At 72.1% G+C, this 19,531-nt stretch carries 15 protein-coding genes and 2 pseudogenes; 9 read left to right on the forward strand and 8 right to left on the reverse strand.

The annotated features are described in order from the left end of the window. The first annotated feature begins 49 nt into the window (after positions 1–49). Positions 50–1,432 carry a uracil-xanthine permease family protein gene (locus tag LIV37_RS10135; protein WP_020867022.1) on the forward strand — a complete coding sequence of 461 codons (1,383 nt, stop codon included), beginning with the start codon at positions 50–52 and terminating at the stop codon, positions 1,430–1,432. A gap of 154 nt (positions 1,433–1,586) precedes the next feature. Here LIV37_RS10135 and LIV37_RS10140 read toward each other — a convergent pair whose 3' ends face one another. Continuing rightward, complete coding sequence (locus LIV37_RS10140; protein WP_020867023.1) at positions 1,587–2,441, reverse strand: helix-turn-helix transcriptional regulator; 855 nt, start codon at positions 2,439–2,441, stop codon at positions 1,587–1,589. A 128-nt stretch (positions 2,442–2,569) separates the two neighbouring features. On the opposite strand from LIV37_RS10140, the gene LIV37_RS10145 reads away from it, so the two are divergent. Together LIV37_RS10145 and LIV37_RS10150 are read left to right on the forward strand one after the other, a co-directional pair. Beyond that, complete coding sequence (locus tag LIV37_RS10145) at positions 2,570–3,454, forward strand: NAD-dependent epimerase/dehydratase family protein (RefSeq protein WP_121826130.1); 885 nt, start codon at positions 2,570–2,572, stop codon at positions 3,452–3,454. A 94-nt stretch (positions 3,455–3,548) separates the two neighbouring features. Beyond that, a complete protein-coding gene (locus tag LIV37_RS10150; RefSeq protein ID WP_121826129.1) occupies positions 3,549–4,250 on the forward strand; it encodes a DUF5995 family protein in 702 nt (233 codons plus the stop codon). A gap of 64 nt (positions 4,251–4,314) precedes the next feature. Here the strand turns inward: LIV37_RS10150 and LIV37_RS10155 are convergent, their stop codons facing one another. From LIV37_RS10155 to LIV37_RS10170, 4 genes are all read right to left on the reverse strand, one after another. After that, the gene (locus LIV37_RS10155; RefSeq protein WP_020867026.1) at positions 4,315–6,024 is read right to left on the reverse strand and encodes a flavin monoamine oxidase family protein; all 1,710 of its coding nucleotides are present in this window, start codon (positions 6,022–6,024) and stop codon (positions 4,315–4,317) included. A 66-nt stretch (positions 6,025–6,090) separates the two neighbouring features. Continuing rightward, the gene (locus tag LIV37_RS10160; RefSeq protein ID WP_020867027.1) at positions 6,091–6,888 is read right to left on the reverse strand and encodes a carbon-nitrogen hydrolase family protein; all 798 of its coding nucleotides are present in this window, start codon (positions 6,886–6,888) and stop codon (positions 6,091–6,093) included. 267 nt (positions 6,889–7,155) lie between these two features. Continuing rightward, entirely contained in the window at positions 7,156–7,611 is a 456-nt protein-coding gene (locus LIV37_RS10165; protein ID WP_020867028.1) for an Lrp/AsnC family transcriptional regulator, read from the reverse strand. Positions 7,612–7,621: 10 nt separating this feature from the next. Further along, on the reverse strand, positions 7,622–9,094 hold the full coding sequence (locus tag LIV37_RS10170; RefSeq protein WP_020867029.1) for an amino acid permease: 1,473 nt from the start codon (positions 9,092–9,094) through the stop codon (positions 7,622–7,624). A 300-nt stretch (positions 9,095–9,394) separates the two neighbouring features. Between LIV37_RS10170 and LIV37_RS10175 the strand changes: the two genes are divergently transcribed. Further along, positions 9,395–9,601, forward strand: a complete 207-nt coding sequence (locus LIV37_RS10175; RefSeq protein WP_121825633.1) for a hypothetical protein — start codon at positions 9,395–9,397, stop codon at positions 9,599–9,601. A 107-nt stretch (positions 9,602–9,708) separates the two neighbouring features. Continuing rightward, positions 9,709–10,365, forward strand: coding sequence for a DUF2637 domain-containing protein (locus LIV37_RS10180; protein WP_020867031.1), 657 nt, complete (start codon positions 9,709–9,711; stop codon positions 10,363–10,365). 340 nt (positions 10,366–10,705) lie between these two features. Here the strand turns inward: LIV37_RS10180 and LIV37_RS10185 are convergent, their stop codons facing one another. Then, the gene (locus tag LIV37_RS10185) at positions 10,706–12,169 is read right to left on the reverse strand and encodes a GuaB1 family IMP dehydrogenase-related protein (RefSeq protein WP_020867032.1); all 1,464 of its coding nucleotides are present in this window, start codon (positions 12,167–12,169) and stop codon (positions 10,706–10,708) included. 454 nt (positions 12,170–12,623) lie between these two features. Between LIV37_RS10185 and LIV37_RS10190 the strand changes: the two genes are divergently transcribed. From LIV37_RS10190 to LIV37_RS10205, 4 genes and pseudogenes are all read left to right on the forward strand, one after another. Next, positions 12,624–12,779, forward strand: a complete 156-nt coding sequence (locus tag LIV37_RS10190; protein WP_020867033.1) for an FDLD family class I lanthipeptide — start codon at positions 12,624–12,626, stop codon at positions 12,777–12,779. Positions 12,780–12,924: 145 nt separating this feature from the next. After that, positions 12,925–14,957, forward strand: a pseudogene (locus tag LIV37_RS10195) (lantibiotic dehydratase family protein); the annotation flags it as partial. Positions 14,958–15,008: 51 nt separating this feature from the next. After that, the gene (locus tag LIV37_RS10200; RefSeq protein WP_251983369.1) at positions 15,009–16,022 is read left to right on the forward strand and encodes a thiopeptide-type bacteriocin biosynthesis protein; all 1,014 of its coding nucleotides are present in this window, start codon (positions 15,009–15,011) and stop codon (positions 16,020–16,022) included. Then, positions 16,019–17,326, forward strand: a complete 1,308-nt coding sequence (locus LIV37_RS10205; protein ID WP_254807101.1) for a lanthionine synthetase C family protein — start codon at positions 16,019–16,021, stop codon at positions 17,324–17,326. The genes LIV37_RS10200 and LIV37_RS10205 overlap by 4 nt, the downstream gene beginning before the upstream one ends. 169 nt (positions 17,327–17,495) lie before the next feature. Here LIV37_RS10205 and LIV37_RS52500 read toward each other — a convergent pair. Continuing rightward, a pseudogene (locus tag LIV37_RS52500) lies at positions 17,496–18,287 on the reverse strand (L-lactate permease); the annotation flags it as partial. A 119-nt stretch (positions 18,288–18,406) separates the two neighbouring features. Beyond that, positions 18,407–19,396, reverse strand: coding sequence for a sugar-binding transcriptional regulator (locus LIV37_RS10210; protein ID WP_020867038.1), 990 nt, complete (start codon positions 19,394–19,396; stop codon positions 18,407–18,409). Between the last annotated feature and the right edge of the window lie 135 nt (positions 19,397–19,531).

Here is a 19,531-nt window from a genome sequence, read left to right on the forward strand (position 1 = left end):
GCCAACTAACATTGCTGCGATTCCCCCGTAGCGATGAAGTGGAGCAGTCATGGGCCTCGGCGTGGGCTGGACCCTGCACGGCGATGGGCGCACCCCTGCCCCCGGTGCCGTCGTCAAGCCGGATGAGCGGCTGTCGTGGCCGAGGACGGTGGGCCTCGGCGCGCAGCACGTCGTGGCCATGTTCGGGGCCAGCTTCGTCGCCCCGGTGCTGATGGGACTCGACCCCAATCTCGCGATCATGATGTCCGGGGTCGCGACCGTGCTCTTCCTGCTCGCGACCCGCGGCCGGATCCCCAGCTATCTGGGGTGCAGCCTGTCGTTCGTCGGCGTGGCCGCCGCGATCAGGGCGCAGGGCGGCGGCAGCGCCGCCGTCACCGGGGCGATCCTGGTGGTCGGCGGTGTGCTGCTGCTGAGCGGTCTGGCGGTACGGACGTTCGGCGCCCGGATCATCCACGCGGCGATGCCGCCGGTGGTGACCGGAGCGGTGGTCATGCTGATCGGGTTCAATCTGGCACCGGTGACCGCCGGTACGTACTGGCCCGCCGACCAGTGGACGGCGCTGCTGACGATGCTGCTCACCGGGGCGGCGGTGGTGTGCCTGCGGGGCTTCTGGTCGCGTATCGCGATCTTCCTGGGGCTGGTCTTCGGCTACGCGGTCTCCTGGGTCTTCGACCGCGTCTTCGGCAAGATCCACTCCATCGACGGCAGCGGACGGGTCACCGACCACTGGCGGCTGGATCTCTCCGGTGTGGCCAAGGCGGACTGGATCGGTCTGCCGTCCCTGCACGGGCCCACCTTCCACTGGTCGGCGGTGCTGGTGGCGCTGCCGGTGGTGATCGCGCTGATCGCCGAGAACGCCGGACATGTGAAGGCGGTCGGCGAGATGATCGGCGATCCGCTCGACGACCAGTTGGGCACGGCGATCGCCGCGGACGGCGCGGCGACCATGATCTCCACCTCGGTCGGCGGCCCGGCCAATACGACGTACTCCGAGAACATCGGGGTCATGGCCGCCACCCGGGTCTACTCCACCGCCGCGTACTGGGCCGCCGCGGGCTTCGCGCTGCTCTTCGGGCTGTGCCCGAAGTTCGGCGCCGTGGTGGCGGCGGTGCCGGGCGGGGTGCTGGGCGGGATCACCGTCATCCTCTACGGCATGATCGGGCTGCTCGGTGCGCAGATCTGGGTGCACAACAAGGTGGACCTGCGCAATCCGCTCAATCTGGTGCCGGTCGCGGCGGGCGTCATCATCGGCGTCGGCGGCGTCAGCCTGAAGATCGGCCACAACTTCGAGCTGGGCGGGATCGCGCTCGGCACGATCGTGGTGCTGCTCGGCTACCACGTACTGCGCGCCCTGGCCCCGGCACATCTGAAGCAGCAGGAGCCGCTGCTGGACGCGGGCACCAGCGGATACGACAACGAGCGGCCCGCGTAGGGGGCCGATGGGTCGTGACGCCTGCGGCGGGCTGTTCCCCTCCCCGCCCCTTCCCGCAACTGGGGCTCCGCCCCAGACCCCGCTCCTCAATTGCCGGAGGGGCTGGAAGGCAGGGGCGAAGCCCCTGAAGCGCCCGGTGAACGCCCCCGGGGCCTCATCCTCGCGGGGCGAGGTCCTGGAGGCCCACCACCCGCAGCAGTTCCAGCCGCTCGGCGGACTCGCTGCCGGGGCGGGCGGTATGGACGATCAGCCGCTGGGCGTGTTCCGAGCTCAGCAGGACCTCGCAGTCCAGCTCCATCGTCCCCACCACCGGATGGGTGAACCGCTTGACCGTGGAGTGCCGTACGGCCACCTCATGGGCCTCCCACAGCGCCGCGAACTCCGCGCTCACCGCCAGCAGTTCGGCAACGAGTCCGGCCGGTCCCGGGTCGTCGGGGCGGGCGGCGAGCACGGCCCGGAGGGTGGCCACATGCAGCCGGGCGTGCTCCTCGATCTCCTCGCTCGGGAAGATCCCGGGGGTGCCGGAGGCGTCGCGCCGGGTGAAGAAGGACCGGACGATATTGCGGTCGCCGGGTGGCCGCCCCATGATGTCGCCGACCAGCGCCGCCGCCATCGCGTTCTGCGCCAGCACCTCGCCCCAGTCGGTGATCACCTGGGCCGGGGTGTCGTACAGCCGGTCCAGCACCCTGAGCAGACCGGGCCGCACGTGCTCCGAGGTGCTGCGGTCGCGCGGCGGCTCCTCCCCCACCAGATGGAAGAGGTAGTCCCGCTCGTCGTCGGTGAGCCGCAGCGCCCGGGCCAGCGCGGTCAGCATCTGGCGGGACGGGCGCGGGCCGCGGGCCTGCTCCAGCCGGGTGTAGTAGTCCGGGGACATGCCCGCGAGCTGGGCCACCTCCTCCCGGCGCAGCCCCGGCGTACGGCGTCGGGGGCCGGGCGTCAGCCCCACCTCGGCGGGGCCGAGGCGGGCGCGGCAGCGGCGCAGGAAGTCGGCGAGTTCCGTTCGATGCACCCTCCCATCGTCGCCGTGCCCGCGTCCCGTATCCAGGGTCTGCGGATCCCTGGATGAGGAGGTCTCTCCCGGCCCCGCCCCGCCCGCCGCAGGCTGAGGCCGAGCGACGAGACGAAAGGCGGATGCTCATGCCCTTGATTCTGGTGACGGGTGCGACCGGCCAGGTGGGACGGCGGTTCACCAAGCGGCTGCTGGAGCGGGCCGCGGCCGGCACCGAGGTACGGGTCCTGGTGCGCGACGAGGAGCGCGGCGCCCCCTTCGCGGCCCAGGGCGCGCGCCTCACGGTCGGCGATCTGCGCGAGGAGAAGGATCTGCGGAGGGCCATGGAGGGCGCGCATGCGGTGGTCAACATCGCGGCGGCCTTCCGCGGGGTGCCGGACGAGGAGGCGTGGGCGGTCAACCGGGACGCGGCGGTCGCGCTCGGCCGGGCCGCGGTCGACGCCGGGACGAGCCGGTTCCTCCAGGTCAGCACCAATCTGGTGTACGGCGCACCGCGCGGGCGGCCGATCACGGAGGACGACGAGAGCAGGCCCGGCGGTCTGCTGTGGGGCGCGTACCCCGCCTCCAAGGCGGAGGCGGAGCGGGAGCTGCTGGCGCTGCACCGCGAGCACGGCCTCGATCTGCGGATCGGCAGCCTGGCCTTCGTCTACGGGGACGGCGATCCGCATCTGGCGAACGTCCTGCCGCACGCGGCGGCGTGGGCCGGGAACCAGCGGCTCGCCATGGTCCACCACGCGGACGTGACGCAGGCGCTGCTGCGGCTGCTGCGCGCGCCGGGCGGCACGGCCGGCGGCTCGGTGTCGGGCCGCAAGTACAACATCGTGGACGACGCCCCGGCGACCACGGTCGAGCTCTACCAGATCAACGGGGTGCCGCTGCCCGCGGGCATGGCCGAGCGGACCGACGAGGACCCCTGGTTCGGGATCACCTCCAACCTCAGGCTGCGCGACGAGCTGGGCTGGCGGCCGCTGTATCCGTCGATGTGGACGGCGCGCGACGCGGGCGCGCTGTGATACGGCGGTTGACGGGGCGTTAGGCCGTCCAGGGGAAGTGGCGGCGTACGGCGGGACCGCGCCCGTCCGGCCTGCCACCCTGGCGTCCATGACGATGCCCACACCCACGCCCGCGCGGCTCGCACCGCGCACCGTGCGAAGCGTCGTGGCGCGCATGAGCGCGCTCGGCGCGGCGCTGCCGCCCGGGGACGGGGTGGCGGTCTTCAACGGGGTGTATCTGTCGGTCACCGAGGAGGTCGGCCGACGGCTCGCGGACGGGTACTTCCACGACCGGTCCGCCACCGAGGAGCTGGACGTGCGGTTCGCCGAGCGCTATCTGGCGGCGGTCGACGCGGTGACCACCGGCGGCCGGCCGCCCGCCTGCTGGCGGCCGCTGTTCCAGCTGCGGTGCCACCCGGGGGTCCGCCCGGTGCAGTTCGCGCTCGCCGGGATCAACGCCCATATCGGCCATGACCTGGCGCTCGCGCTGCTGGACACCTGCCGGGCCCGGGACCTCGAACCGGACGCCCTGGAGGGCGACTTCGACCGGATCGGCGCCCTGCTCACGGGGATGGAGGAGCGGATCAGGGAGGAGCTGATGCCCGGCCCCGACCTGCTGGACGTGGCCGATCCGCTCACCCATCTCGTGGGCTCCTGGAGCCTGGAGAAGGCGCGGGACGCCGCATGGGCGGCGTTCCGCGCGCTGTGGGGGCTGCGCGCGGTGCCGGAGCTGGCGGAGGAGTTCGCGGAGCGCGTCGACGCCACCGTGGGTCTGGTCGGGCGCTTTCTGCTCACCCCGCTGCCGTCCGCGTGCTGAAGCGGCCCCCGGGCCGCGTGCTGAACGGCCCCGGGCCGGGTGCTGAAGCGGCCCCCGTACCGGCTCAGTCCTCGGGGAGCTCGACGGGCGCGATCTCGTCGTACAGGTCGCCCGGCCCGGGGTTCTTCGGGTCGGTGGAGCCGCCGAACTGGTGCATGACGCCCCACACCGCGTTGAGCGCGGTCTGGATGGCGCCCTCGGCCCAGCCCGCCGTCCAGGAGATGTCGTCGCCCGCGAGGAAGACGCCGCGCTTGTCGGCGGGCAGCCGGTCCTGCATGAAGTGGGTGAACAGCCGGCGCTGGTAGCGGTAGTGGCCGGGCAGATTGGCCTTGAACGCGCCCATGAAGTACGGCTCGTTCTCCCAGGACACGGTGACCGGGCTGCCGATGATGTGCTTGCGGATGTCAACGTTCGGATAGATCTCCGAAAGCGACTTGAGCATGACCTCCATCCGCTCGTTCGCGGACAGCGGCAGCCACTTGAGGCTGTCGTCGCACCAGGTGTAGGAGAGGCAGATGACGGCGGGCCGGTCCGGGCCGTCGTCCAGCAGGTACGTGCCGCGGGTCATCCGGTCGGTGAGCGTCATGCTCATCGTGTCCCGCCCGGTGACCTCGTCCTTGTCCAGCCAGAACGGCCGGTCCACCGGCACGAAGAGCTTGCTGGACTCCATGTAGTGGGTGCGCTCGATCGCCGTCCAGTGGTCGATCGGGAAGAGCGAGTCGTCGCAGTCGATCTGGGAGAGCAGCATCCAGGACTGCGCGGTGAAGACCACCGCGCGGTACGAGCGGATGTCACCGCTCGCGTCCGTCACCACGACGCGGTCGCCCGCGGCCCGGTGCAGCCGGGTCACGGCCGGGCGGGGCGCACCCTCGTGCAGCGAGGCCAGCGAGGTGCCGTGCGGCCAGTGGACGGTCTTCTCGGGCTCGCGCTCCCACAGCCGCAGCGGAAGCTGCTGGCTGCCGCCGACGATGCCGCGGTGGTGGTCGTCGGCCTCGGTGTAGACGACGCGCAGGATCTCCAGGATGGAGTTGGGGAAGTCGGTGTCCCAGCCTCCGGTGCCGAAGCCGACCTGGCCGAAGATCTCGCGGTGGCGGAAGGAGGTGAAGGCCGAGGAGTCGCAGAGGAAGCCGTAGAAGGTCTGGTTGTCCAGCTTCTCGACCAGCCGCGCCCAGATCTCCCGGATCCGGGGCACGTCCCGCTCGCGGATGGCGCGGTTCATGTCGGAGAAGTCCGCGCCCTCCTCCAGACAGGCGTTCCAGGCGTCGGCCACCTCACGGTAGACCGGCGGCAGGTCGTCGATGGTACGGGCGTAGTGGGACTCGCCCTTGAGGTCGACGACGGTCGAGGGGGTCTCGGGGGCCAGCGGGTTGGGGAACGGCTGGGTCTTCAGGTCCACCAGGTCGATGTAGTGCTGGAGGGCGGTGGAGGACGGCGGGAAGCGCATCGCGCCCATCTCGGCGGTCAGCGCGTCGTCACAGCCGTCGAAGCCGACGGTGCGCAGCCGTCCGCCGATCCGGTCGGCCTCGTAGACCACGGGCCGCAGGCCCATCTTCATCAGCTCGTACGCGGCGACGAGACCGGAGAGTCCGCCGCCGACGACCGCGACCTCGGCGCCGTGCTCGGTCGCCGGTATCTGGCCCAGGCCCGCGGGGTGGGCGAGGTAGTCGTCGTAGGCGTAGGGGAAGTCCGGGCCGAACATGGTGATGGGCGGAAGGGCCTCGAGGGCCCGCGTCTCCTGCTCGTCATGGACGGCGGTGGGCACCGTGGACGTCATGGGGTACGGACTCCTTGCTGCTTGGTGCTCAAAGGGGTGGTTCGGGTGCGGCAGGGGCCGGACGGATCAGCTGAGGGAGGTGTAGAGACCGGGGCGGCGGTCGCGCAGATACGGGTTGATCCGGCGCGAGGTCGTCAGCAGTTTGGGGTCGACGTCGCCGAGGAGGAGCTCCTCGCCGCGGCCCGCGCGCAGACAAGTGGCGCCGTCGGGCCCGGCCAGACAGCTCAGCCCGACGAAGTCGAACTCGCCCTCGGGGCCGCTGCGGTTGACGTACGCGATGTACATCTGGCTCTCGAAGGCCCGCACCGGGATCAGGGATTCGGCGACGAACTCGAAGGGGTGCATCTGCGCGGTGGGCACCACCAGCAGATCGGTCCCGGCCAGGGCGTGGGCCCGTACGTTCTCGGGGAACTCCACGTCGTAGCAGACCAGGATGCCGACGGTCAGCTCGCCGATGGTGGCCTGGACGACGGGGGTCTCCCCGGGGGTGAACGACTCCCGCTCGAAGCAGCCGTAGAGATGGGTCTTGCGGTAGTTGGCCAGCTCGGTGCCGTCCGCGCCCACCAGTCGCGCGGAGTTGTGGACCGCTCCGGCGTGGCGCTCGGGGTAGCCGTAGAGGACCGCCAGCCCGTGCGCCGCGGCGATCTCGGCCACGGCCCGGCCGCTCGGCCCGTCGGCGGGCTCGGCCAGCTCCCGCACACCACCGCCGATGGCGTAGCCCGTGAGGAACATCTCCGCGGTGACCAGCAGCCCGGCGCCGTCGGCGGCCGCGCGGGCGGCGGCCTCGTCGAGCACCTTGAGGTTACCGGCGGGGTCGCCGGGGTGACCGGAGTTCTGGAGCAGAGCGGTGCGCAGCGGCGGCATGGCAGACCTTGGGAGGAGGAGTACGGGCATAAAAACAGTACGTTGCCTCCGGATCGCCCAACAAGACGACTTCATTGCGTCCGGCGTCGATTCATGACGTATGTGGATCGGAACACGACGATTCATTGCACACGCGGGGGCCGGGCACACGCGGGGGCCGCACGGACGGGCCCCGCAGGGGCGCGGGGCTGTATCGATGTGCGGCTCCGCCGCGTGGGCGCGACCAGCCACAACGACGCCGCAGCCGATCGACGACAGGCCAGGGCACTACGTCGGGGCGCCCGAGCTGAACCTTCGCAGCAAGGGCGACAACACCAGCACGGACTTCGTGCGCTCCACGAAGTGCTCCCCCGCGATCCGCTCCAGCACCCGCTCGAAGTGGCGCATATCCGCGGCGAAGACCTGGACGACGGCGTCCGCGTCACCGGTGACGGTGGACGCGGACACCACCTCGGGGTAGCGCGACAGGCCCCGGCGGATGTCGTCCGGCGAGGTGTTGTGGCGGCAGAAGAGCTCGATGAAGCCCTCGGTCTCCCAGCCCAGCGCCACCGGGTCGACCCGCACCGTGAAGCCGGTGATGGCTCCCTCCGCGCGCAGCCGGTCCACCCGCCGTTTGACGGCGGGCGCGGACAGCCCGACGATTTCGCCGATGTCGGCGTAGGAGCGGCGGGCGTCCTCGGCGAGGGCGTGGACGATGCGTTCGTCGAGATCGTTCAGTCGCACTGGGGGGCAATCACTTCTCTGCTGTGGCCAGTCGGGATCGGCGCATGCCGTATCCGAAGTACAGCACAAGGCCGACGGCCATCCACACGCCGAAGACCACCCAGGTCACGAACTGCAGGCTGCCCATCATCCACAGGCACAGCGCGAAGCCGATCACCGGGAAGAGCGGGGACAGCGGCACCCGGAAGGTCCGGGGCATATCGGGCCGGGTCCGGCGCAGCATGATCACGGCGATGTTGACCAGCGCGAAGGCGAAGAGCGTGCCGATGCTGGTGGCGTCGGCGAGCTGGCCGAGCGGGATCGCGGCGGCGAGGACACCGCAGAAGAGCGAGACGATGACGGTGTTGGCGCGCGGCACCCCGGTCCGGGCGTGGACCGTGGAGAAGACCTTGGGCACCAGCCCGTCCCGGGACATCGCGAAGAGGATTCGGGTCTGCCCGTAGAGCACGGTCAGCACCACGGAGGCGATCGCGATCACCGCGCCGGCCGCCAGCAGCACGGCCCAGAAGCTCTGTCCGGTGACGTTCTTCATGATCGAGGCGAGCGCGGCCTCGGAGCCGGAGAACTTCTTCCAGGGCAGGGCACCCACCGCCACGGCGGCCACCAGGCAGTACAGCGCGGTGACGATGATCAGCGAGAGCATGATCGCGCGGGGCAGGTCGCGCTGGGGGTTCTTGGCCTCCTCACCGGCCGTGGAGGCGGCGTCGAAGCCGATGTAGGAGAAGAAGAGGGTGGCGCCGGCGGCGCTGACGCCCGCCATGCCCAGCGGCATGAACGGGGTGTAGTTGCCGGCCCGGATACCGGTGAAGGCGACGGCGCAGAAGAGGATCAGCGCCGCGATCTTCACCCCGACCATGATGGCGTTGGCGCGGGCGCTCTCCTTGGCGCCGCCCAGCAGGAACGCCATGGCCAGCAGCACCACGAGCAGCGCGGGCAGATTGAAGATCCCGCCGTCTCCGGGCGGGGCGGCCAGCGCGTCGGGGATGGTGATCCCGAGGGTGCCGTCGAGCAGTTCGTTGAGGTACTCGCCCCAGCCGACGGCCACGGCCGCCACCGAGACGCCGTACTCCAGGATCAGACACCAGCCGCAGACCCAGGCGATCAGCTCGCCCATGGTGGCGTAGGCGTACGAGTAGGAGGAGCCGGAGACCGGGATGGTGCCCGCCAGTTCGGCGTACGACAGCGCGGAGAACAGCGCGGTGAGCCCGGCTATGACGAACGACACGATGACCGCGGGGCCCGCGTCCGGCACCGCCTCGCCGAGCACCACGAAGATGCCGGTGCCCAGGGTGGCACCGATGCTGATCATGGTGAGCTGCCATACGCCCATCGAGCGCCGGAGGCTTCCGCCCTCGCCCTGGCCGCCCTCGGCGACCAGCCGCTCCACGGGCTTGCGCCGCATCAGCCGGGCGCCCAGCCCGCCGACCGGAGGGTCTGGTTCCGGTTGCTGGGTGGCGGGCGGTGCTGCGCCGTGCTCCAACACTTGGGTGGCTCCTTAATCGCTGCCATCAGGTGGTGGCGACCGACTGCGGACATACGGGTACCCGGGAAGGAAACCCGCAGGTGGGAATCGCCGAGCAGCCGGTCTCCGCCACTCCACGTCAGCGCAAGACCCTATGAGCCGTCCGCCGACGGCCGTAATGGACCATGGTTGCGCATACGTGTCGCAACGTTGCGCGCGGGGGCGCTCGTCGGTGAATCGTTGCGAAACACTGAGCTTGTCAGCGCGCGTTTCACCCGAATGCCGCGATACTGCACCATTTTAGCGGTCGTTGGTGGGGACGTGACCACTGACAGTCTGCAACCACCCGATCACTCCCGCCTCGGTGCCGAACCGGTGTTCCGGCCCCGCGACCAGGGGGGTGACAGCGAGCGCTACCCGCTCGAATACTGCGCGAGAGTGTGGGAGGACTTCATCCGGACGCTGGGCCGGATCGAGGCGGACTTCCTCCACCGCTCCGATACCACAGAACCGGGCGTCAAGGCATGACCTACACCGAGCCGAGGCCGGGCGGCTACGGGCCCCCTCCCACCGGCCACCGGCCCGCCCCCGCACCCCCTCCCGGGGACCGGTTCGAGGTGGCAGCCGATTATGAGATGAATCCTTTCCCCCTGCCCGACCCGGAGACCATCGAGGGCCGCTGGGACCTGGAGGGGGACCTGGCCCGGCTGCTCCAGACGTCCTCCGCCGAGGAGGCGGTGCACACCACCGGCCCCATCGGACCACCGGTCACCCCCCTGCGAGCCCCCGCCCCCGCCCATGTGCGGGGGCGCGGCAAGCGCCGCCGGGTCCGCTTCCGGCTGCCGACGATGCCGTGGCTGCATGTGATCAGCCTGATCTTCGCGGCGGTCACCACGGTCATCGTCGCCATGCTGAGCGTCCTCGGCGGCATGATCTCCTACCGCCCGCTGCGCTATCTGGCCTCCCCGAGCACCACGGAGTCCATGGCGGCGTGGTGGCCCCTGCTGGTCTACGGACCCTGGCTGGTCGCCTCGCTGTCGGTGCTGCGGGCCGCCCTGCACCGGCGGGGCGCGGCGCACTCATGGGGCGTGGTGGTGCTCTTCTCCACCATCGCGGTGTTCCTGTGCGTGGCCCACGCCCCGAGGAACGCGCCCAGCATCGCCGTGGCCGGCCTTCCCCCGGTCGCCGCGCTGGTCTCGTTCCACCAGTTGGTGCGGCAGATCACCCTCACCAGCCCGCCACGCCACGCACTGCCCCGCACCCGGGGTGAGCAGCGTGGAATGGCGAGATGAGCCACCGTCGCACCACACCACCACAGCCCCACTCACCCGAGCCGAGTGGGGCTGTGGCGCCCCTTTTTGAGGACTCGGTTCTCCCCCGGCTACCGCTGGGAGGTACCCCCTGCCGGAAGACCCAAGCCCCCGGATCGAACCGCTGAGGGTTAGGGGGCTTCTGATGGATCTCCGCGGCGTCGCGACGCCCGGCACGCCCTCTCGCCGCACCGGACAAAACCCCTAGTAGCTCCGCTACGAGGACTTCCGCCCGGCACACCGAGAGCACGCTCCCCCAGCTACCGCTGGGAGGTGCCCCCTGACGCCGCTCCTTCCTCCACGGAGATCCATCAGAAGCCCCCTAGTCCCAGGAGGCGTGGAGGGGCTGGCCCTCGGCGTAGCCCGCGGCGCTCTGGACGCCGACGACGGCCCGCTCGTGGAACTCCTCCAGCGACCCCGCGCCCGCGTAGGTGCAGGAGCTGCGCACGCCCGCGACGATCGAGTCGATCAGGTCCTCGACGCCCGGCCGGGCCGGGTCGAGGAACATCCGCGAGGTGGAGATGCCCTCCTCGAACAGCCCCTTGCGGGCCCGCTCGTACGCCGACTCCTCGCTGGTGCGATTGCGCACCGCGCGCGCCGACGCCATGCCGAAGCTCTCCTTGTACGGGCGGCCGTCGGCGGTGTGCTGGAGGTCGCCGGGCGACTCGTACGTACCCGCGAACCAGGAGCCGATCATGACGTTGGACGCCCCGGCCGCCAGCGCCATGGCGACGTCGCGGGGGTGCCGGATACCGCCGTCCGCCCAGATGTGCTTGCCGAACTTCCGCGCCTCGGCGGCGCATTCCATCACCGCGGAGAACTGCGGCCGGCCCACGCCGGTCATCATGCGGGTGGTGCACATGGCGCCCGGCCCGACGCCGACCTTGACGATGTCGGCACCGGCCTCGATGAGATCGCGCACCCCTTCGGCGGCGACCACGTTGCCCGCCACCACCGGCACCCGCGGGCCAAGGCCTCGGACCGCCTTGAGCGCGCTGATCATCGACTCCTGGTGGCCGTGGGCGGTGTCCACGACGAGGGTGTCCACCCCGGCGTCGAGGAGCGCCTTCGTACGGCCCTCCACATCGCCGTTGACCCCGACGGCGGCCGCGATCCGCAGCCGGCCCGCCGCGTCCACCGCGGGCGTGTAGAGCGTCGCGCGCAGCGCTCCCTTGCGGCTCAGGATGCCGGCCAGCTTCCCGTCCGCGTCCACGGCGGGGGCCAGCTTGCGGTGGGCGGCGTCGAGGCGGCTGAACGCCTCCTGGGGGTCGATGCCCGCGTCGAGCACCATCAGCTCCCGCGACATCACCTCGGACAGCTGGGTGAAGCGGTCCACCCCGGTCAGGTCGGACTCGGTCACCACGCCCACCGGACGCCCGTCCTCGACCACCACGCCCGCGCCGTGTGCCCGCTTGGGCAGCAGCGACAGCGCGTCGGCGACGGTGCCGGTCGGGGCGAGGACGATCGGGGTGTCCAGCACCAGATGGCGGCTCTTGACCCAGCGGACCACGTCGGTGACGACGTCGATCGGGATGTCCTGCGGGATGACGACGAGGCCACCGCGCCGGGCGACCGTCTCGGCCATGCGGCGGCCGGCGATCGCGGTCATGTTGGCGACGACGAGCGGGATGGTGGTGCCGGTGCCGTCGGGGGCCGACAGGTCCACTCCCTGGCGGGAGCCGACCGCGGAGCGGCTCGGCACCATGAACACATCGTCGTACGTCAGGTCGTAGGGAACCGGGGAAGATCCCACGTGGTGCCCCGTACCGGGCTCGAGGAAACGCATGAGTCTCACATTTTCACGCGAAACGACGCAGGTCACTCCCACAGCGGCACAACAAAAGACCCCCGCGTTCATAGAGTCCTCCAAAGAGGCGCTGCGGGGGCTGCTCCGGTGCCGGCAGGCAACCTGCCTTACGTCGAAACGTTACCCGAGCGCCCGCCCGAGGGCGAGTGACCGATGGACCCCGGCCGCCGCCGAGTCATGATCACCACCCCTGGACGGCGTTCAGGGCCCTTTCGTGCCACTGTCCGCCGGTTTCTGTGGAAAGTGCCAGAGCAAGCCGCCCGAGCCGCCGATGCCGCAGATGGATCGCGTACACAGGTTCTGGGCGCTCGATATGGGCGCCCAGAACACAACCCCGCGAACGGAAGCCGCGCGTGCCCACCCGGTGAGGTGTGCCCGAGCGGCACTGGGTGCGAACGGCTGCCGTCGCCCCCCTCTATCGAAGGAGTTGACCATGTCTGTTGCCGTACCGGCCGAGTCGGCCATGGAGATGTCGGAGTTCGACCTGGACGTGCGTGTCGAGCTCGACGAGCCGACGGCCGCGCAGGGCGCCGCCTCCTATCCCACGGTGTCCATCCTCGCGTGCACCGTCGTCCCGCCCTGTGGCTGATCAGTAGGACCGTACGGGGTCCGGGCCGGTGCCCGGACCCCGTACGGCTCGCCGACAGCGGAAATGCCCGGCGGTGCCGGGCGTGGACGGGAGAGACGACACCATGTCCGGAGACCACGCGATGTTCCAGGCGGAGCCCACCGGGATGCTCCGTGTCCCGCTCCTCCCCCGCTCGGCCACCGGGACCCGCGCACACATCGACCCGCGCGACCGCGAACAGGTCCGCCGGTACATCGACGCGCTCCTCTCCGACGGACGGGTCGAGGAGGCCCTCGCCGTCTCCAGCCCCTCACTGCACCGGACCGTCGAGGCGCTGCGCGCCGGCGCGCCGATGAAACCCGGCGCACTGCGCAAGCTCACGCTCTCGGCGACGCGCTACGTCCTGCGGGGCGCCAGCCGCGCCACCCCCTTCGGACTCCTGGCGGGCGTCGCCCCGGTGTCCTTCGGCGAGGCGGGCTGCCGGATCCGGATGGGCACCCGGCACGGCAAGGCGGTGCGCCCGGACGGAGGCTGGCTGACCGGCGTGCTCACCGCCTGGGAGGGCGACCTCGAGGTTCTGCGGGCGCTGCGCGTCGTGGCGAACGACCTGGGCTTCGCACGCGGACAGCGCTGGGTGCTCCCCTGCGGCTACGACGCGAAGGACCCGGCCGACGCCGAGGAGCCGGCCACCGGCGAACGGCGGCGTGCGGGGCGGAGCGCCCAGGAGATCTCCGTACGCCACACCGCGGCCGTGAAGACCATCCTCGCCGCCACCCGGCACCCCCGCCCGGCCGGGGGACTGCTGAAGATCCTCGACGAGACGTACCCGAACGTCCCCGCGTCCGCCAAGGAGGGGCTTCTCGTCGAGCTCGTCCGCCAGGGCTTCCTCCTCACCGAGCTGCGCCCCCGCTCAGCGAGACCGACCCGCTGCGGTACGCGGTGGAAGTCCTCAAGGCCGTGGGCCGGACCGACAAGGCGCGCGAACTGGCCGCCGTCGGCGACCTATTGGAGGAGTACGGCGCGGAACGCCTCGGCGCCGGGCTCGGCCGCTGGCAGGCGGCCCTGGACACGATGGGCGGCCTGCGCGCCGATGACCGGCCGATCCAGGTCGACATGCGGCTGGACGCCGAAGTCACCCTGGACCGGGAGGTTTTGCGGGAGGCGGAGCGCGCGGCCACGGCGCTGTGTCTCGCCGCACCCGGCACCGTGCCGACGCCCGAACTCCGGGAGTACCGTGACGCGTTCGTCGAACGCTATGGCACCGACCGGGCCGTGCCGCTCGCCGACGTCCTCGACCCGCACACCGGCCTGGGCCCGCCCGCCGGGTACGACCACCCCAGAAGCGAGCGGAGCACGGCGGGACCCGGTGAGCCGAGCGAACGCGACCGGGCCCGGAACGATTTCCTGGCCGAGCTGGCGCTCACGGCGATCGCGTCGGGTGACCGCGAGGTGGAGCTCGACGACGCGGCGCTCGACCGGCTGCGCGGCTCCGGAGCACCGCCCCCGGCCGCGCTGGAGCTCTGCGCCCATCTGACCGCCCCCTCGCGGCGGTCCCTCGAAGAGGGCGACTTCGCGCTCGTGCTCTCCCCGTCGACGGGATCGCCGGCGCCGGGCGCGCTCTTCGGCCGGTTCGCCTACCTCCTCGACGACGTGGAGGCGGTGGGCGAGTTGGCGCGCCGCTCAGCCGCCGACTCGGCCCGGGACGGCGCGCTCCAGGCACACCTGGACTTTCTGCCCCTGAGCGGGCGCGACGCCAACGTGGCCCGCGTCCGGGCGTTCTGGAGCGAGCGCGTCGCGGTGGGCTGCTTCGCGGACCGCGCCTCGCCCGCCGTACGGGGAATGGGCGATCTCGCACTGGCCGCCGACCTCGACCGGCTGTATCTCGTGGACGCCTCGACCGGGCAGGAGATCAACCCCCGGGTTCCGACCATGCTCGACCCGCGGCGCGCCCCCGCGGCGGTCCGTCTGCTGCGCGAGCTGCCGGCGATGGGAAGCCGGCCCTCGTGCGTGTGGACATGGGGGCGCGTCTCCACACTCCCCCATCTGCCCCGCGTCCGGTTCGGCAGGACGGTCCTCGCCCCCGCCCGATGGCGGCTGACCGACCCCGGCCTGTTCGACTCCGCCCTCTCGGACGCGGAGTGGGAGCGCCACCTGGACGGCTGGCGGGCGCGCTGGAACGTGCCCGACCGGGTCGCCGTCGGCGGGGGCGACCACCGGGTGGAGATCGACCTGACCGCCCCGCTCCACCGCATGGTGCTGCGCCGCGAGCTCCGCCGGGGCAAGGACGTGACGGCGTACGAGACGCCCGAGGACGCGGGACGGGGTGACGGCTGGCTCGCCACCGACTCGGGGGCGTTCAGCAGCGAACTGGTGATTCCGCTGCTGCCCGCCCGCCCGGCGCCCGGCGAGCCCCCGGCCGTCCGGGCTCCGGCGCGGCGGATCCGCCCGGTCGGTCCGCCCGTCCCGCGGCACAGCCGCGCGTGGCTCTACGGCAAGCTCTACGCCTGCGCCAACCGCCAGGACGAGGTGCTGACCGAGCACCTGCCCCGGCTGCTGGCGGCCCTGCCGCCCGCCGTGGACCGCTGGTTCTTCATCCGCTACGCCGATCCGGCCGGCGCGCATCTGCGGCTGCGGTTCCACGGCGACCCCGCCACGCTCCACGGCGAGCTGCTGCCGGGCGTCCTGGACTGGGTCGAGCAGCTGCGCGACCTGCGGCTGGCCGGGGCGTTCGTCATCGACGGCTATGAGCCCGAAAGCCACCGCTATGGCGGCCCCGAGGCCATCGAGGCCGCCGAGACGGTCTTCCACCAGGACAGCGTGGCCGTCCTCGAACAGCTGCGCCTCCGGGCGGCGGGCGCGGTCACCGTCGAACCGCGGCTGCTCGCCGCCGCCAACTACCTCGATCTCGTCCGCCAGGTCCACGGTGACCGGTGGACCGACTGGTACCTGCGCAACCCGCGGGACGAGGAGCACCAGGCCTACTTCCGGGAAGGGCGCACGGCGGCGCTTCGTCTGCTGGACGGCGGGCTCCGGGCCGCGTTCCCCGCCGAAGGCGCTGCCGCCGTGCTCGGCGCCCTCGACGCCAGGGCGGCCGCCATGCGTGCCTATGCCTCCGTAGCCGCCGACGGATCGGTGCTGGCGAGTGTCTTACATATGCACCACAACCGGCTCATCGGCACCTCACACACCTCCGAAGCCCGTTCGCTGGCGGTGGCGCGCGGCCTGGCCCAGGCCGAACACGGACGGCGGAGGCACCTCGGATGACGGCGGCACCAGCCGGGCGGTGGGACCCCGAAGCGGTGGCGGCCGAGATCGCCGCCCGCATCCGCGACCGCGCCACCGGTGCCGACACCGGCACCGGCACCGGGGACTCCGCCGCTGCCGGGCTCGGCATGGGTGCCTCGGGAGCGGCGCTGTTGCTCAGTGAGCTGAGCAAGGGCGACCCGGGCTCGCGCACGACCGTCCACGCCCTGCTGGCGGCGGAGGCCGGGATCGCCGGTGCCAAGGGTTCCGGGCTGATCACGGGCCTGGCCGGGCTCGGCTTCGCCGCCAAGCACGCCGCCCGCACGCCCCGGGACTACGCCACCGTGCGGGACCGGGTGGACGCGGCCCTGCGGCATCGCCTCGGCAAAGCCCTCGACGCCGAGTACGGCCGGATGGAATCGGGTGTCCCCGGAGCGGACCGGGAAAAGTTCGACGTCGTCTCCGGTGTGACCGGCCTCGGCCGGTACTTCCTCGCCGAACCGTCCGACCCCGCGGCCGTCCGGGACGTACTGCGCCACCTCGTCACCCTCACCGAACCCGTCAAGGCCGGGGCCGGACCGCTGCCCGGCTGGTTCAGCCCCCCGTGGCCCGCCGCGGTGGACCCGCGGCGGCGGGAGTGGGTGCTCGACCTGGGCCTCGCCCATGGCGCCGCCGGGCCGCTGGCGCTGCTGTCACTGTGCTGGACGCGCGGACTGCGCGTCCCCGGCCATGACACGGCCATCCGCCGCATCGCCCAGTGGCTCATGAGCTGGCGCCAGGAGGACCCGGACGCGGGCCCGGGATGGCCCGGTACGGTCTCCGCCGGCCAGGAGCTGGTCCCCGCCCGGCCCGCCCTGGAACCGGGCCGCCCGAGCTGGTGCTACGGCACGCCGGGAATCGCCCGCGCGCTACACCTCGCCGGGGTCGCGCTGGGCGAGGACGCGTGGGCGCACACCGCGGCGCAGGCGATGAGGGCGGTCTTCGCCGGCCCCGACGGACCGCGGGGGCTGGACGACCCCGGGCTGTGCCACGGCCTCGCCGGGCTGGCCCGGATCACCGGTCGCATGGCCGACGAGCTGGACGATCCCTCGCTCGCCGCACGGGCGGACGAACTCGCGGAGCAGCTGTGCGCCCGCTTCGACCCCGATTCGGCCTTCGGCTTCCCCACCGCGCCGGTGCCATCGCACCGGCCGGAGCCGCTGGACGCGCCGACCTTCCTGGAGGGCGCGGCGGGCGTCGCCCTCGTCCTGCTCGGCCGGAGCACGCCGCCCGCCGGAACCGCCGACGGTGATCTGCCCTGGGACGCGGCCCTGCTTCTGGCGTGATCCGGCGGGCCGCCTCCCTCCCAGGGTCCTTCCGACGCACCTCGAACCTCTGTCGAGTCAGGAAAACGCGAAGACTTCCTTGTCCGTCCCGACTCGATCCTCGTCGATTTCGATTCCGAATCCCGGGCGGGTGGGCAGCGGGATCGCGCCGCCCGCCGTAGGCCCGCAGCGCCGAGCGGGCGCTGATCCGCAGCATCATCGCGACGACGACGCCCGCGATGAGCAGCACGGTCCCGGGGGTGGCGAGCCAGTCGAACTCGTAGGTCGCGAGCGCCACCGGCTCGCCCTGTGGTGTCCGCACCGCGAGCCCGGGCCATTCGAAGGTCAACGTGGCAGCCTTCAGCGCGTCCTTGACACTCGGGACCACGGACAGGGTGAACAGCCCGATGATCACCAGGTAGGGCGCGAAGGCACGGAAGACGTCGACGCGGGACGGAGCGGTGAGAACGCCGGTCGCGCCGGTGCCAGTTGGTGTCAGGGCTCCGCCACCGGGCGCCTCGACATCGGCGCGGGCCGAGTGTTCCGAGCGGCGCGGTTGCCAGAACCGAGTCAAGAGCAGAACGGATCCGGCCGAGGCCAATGCCGCGACTATGTCCACGAGTTGGATCGGGCCGAAGGTCGCGACCGCGTACTGCGGGACGGCGAACGACACACCGGCCACCGCCGCCGCGGGCCACACCTCGCGCACCCCCCGGGCGCCGTCGAGCACCACGAGCAGCAGCATCGGGACGAAGAGTGCGAGCACCGGAACGAGGTGGGCGGTGGCCTCACTCAGCGTGTCCGTCGGAATCCCGGTGACCTGGCCGAGCGTAATGATCGGCAGTCCGACACCGCCCCACGCCACCGGCACGGTGTTCGCGATCATCGAAACCGTCACCGCCCGCATGGCCGGCAGTCCGAGCGCCACCAGCATCACCGAACAGATCGCCACCGGCGCCCCGAAGCCGGCCAGCGCCTCCACCGGTGCTTCACGGGCTGGCCGTGCAGGCCCGCGACGGCGCCACCACCGAGGAACTACAGGCGATCATCGAATCGGCGATGCTCGGCGCCCCGCGAGCCGATCCGTGACCCCCGGGTGGCTTACGGCCCGTCCGGGTCCGCGCGGTCGAGGGCGGGGTGGGCGGCCGGGGTGGTCCCGGCGAGCAGGTAGTCCGCGGCGGCGGTGTCCGTCACCAGGCTGGTGACCAGGCCGGACCTCAGCACCGCCCCGATCGCCTCGGCCTTACGGCGGCCACCGGCGATGGCCACCACCTCGGGGATCCGGCGCAACCGGTCGGCCTCCACGGTGATGCAGCGCTCGCCCAGGTCGCGGCCGATGCGGCGGCCCTCGGCGTCGAAGAGGTGGGCCGACATCTCGGCGGCGGCGCCCAGGCTCTCGTAGTGGGCCCGCTCCTCCTCCGTCAGCATGTCGTAGACCGTGGAGATCCCGGCCTCCCAGGAGCCGATGGAAACGCAGGCCACGGTGACCTTGTCGAAGTACTCGAAGGCGCGGGCGATACCGGTCTGGCCGCGCAGGGCGTCCGCGGTGGCCGTGTCCGGCAGCAGCATCGGCGCGTAGATGGGATGCGCCTCACCGCCGGAGACGGCGGCGGCGCGGCGCACCGCCTCGACCGAGCCCCGCTCGGCCGTGCCCGCGTCGTACACGCCCGTGAGCTGGACGACGGTGCACGGGGGCAGCCGGTGCAGCGCGGCCGCCATGTGGATCGTGGACCGTCCCCAGGCCAGCCCCAGCACATCCCCCTCGGTCACCAGCTCGCCCAGCAGGTCCGCGGCGACCTCGCCGAGGTTCTCCGGGTCCGGGGTGTCCGCCTCGGCGTCGGCCGGGGACTCCACGACGACCGCGTGGCGCAGCCCGTAGCGGGCGCGCAGCGCGTCGGAGCGCTCCGCGTCGAGCTCGGCCGGAACCCGGATTTCGATGCGCACCAGATCGCGCTCGAGCGCCGTCTCCAGCACCCGCGCGACCTTGAAGCGGCTGACGCCGAACTCCTCGGCGATCTGGATCTTGGACTTGCCCTCGAGGTAGAAGCGGCGCGCCATGGCCGCCGCCTGCACCAGTTCGGCGGGTCCCATCCGCGTGGCTGAACGGCCCGTCGACACCGCGGTCTCCTCACTATTCACTGTCCGGACTCACCGTTCATCCTGTCAGAAACGGCGGAGTTGGTTTGGCCTTCACCCTTGAGTTCATCGACCGGTAGCTACGTCGCC

Source organism: Streptomyces rapamycinicus NRRL 5491, from assembly GCF_024298965.1.
Taxonomy (GTDB): domain Bacteria; phylum Actinomycetota; class Actinomycetes; order Streptomycetales; family Streptomycetaceae; genus Streptomyces; species Streptomyces rapamycinicus.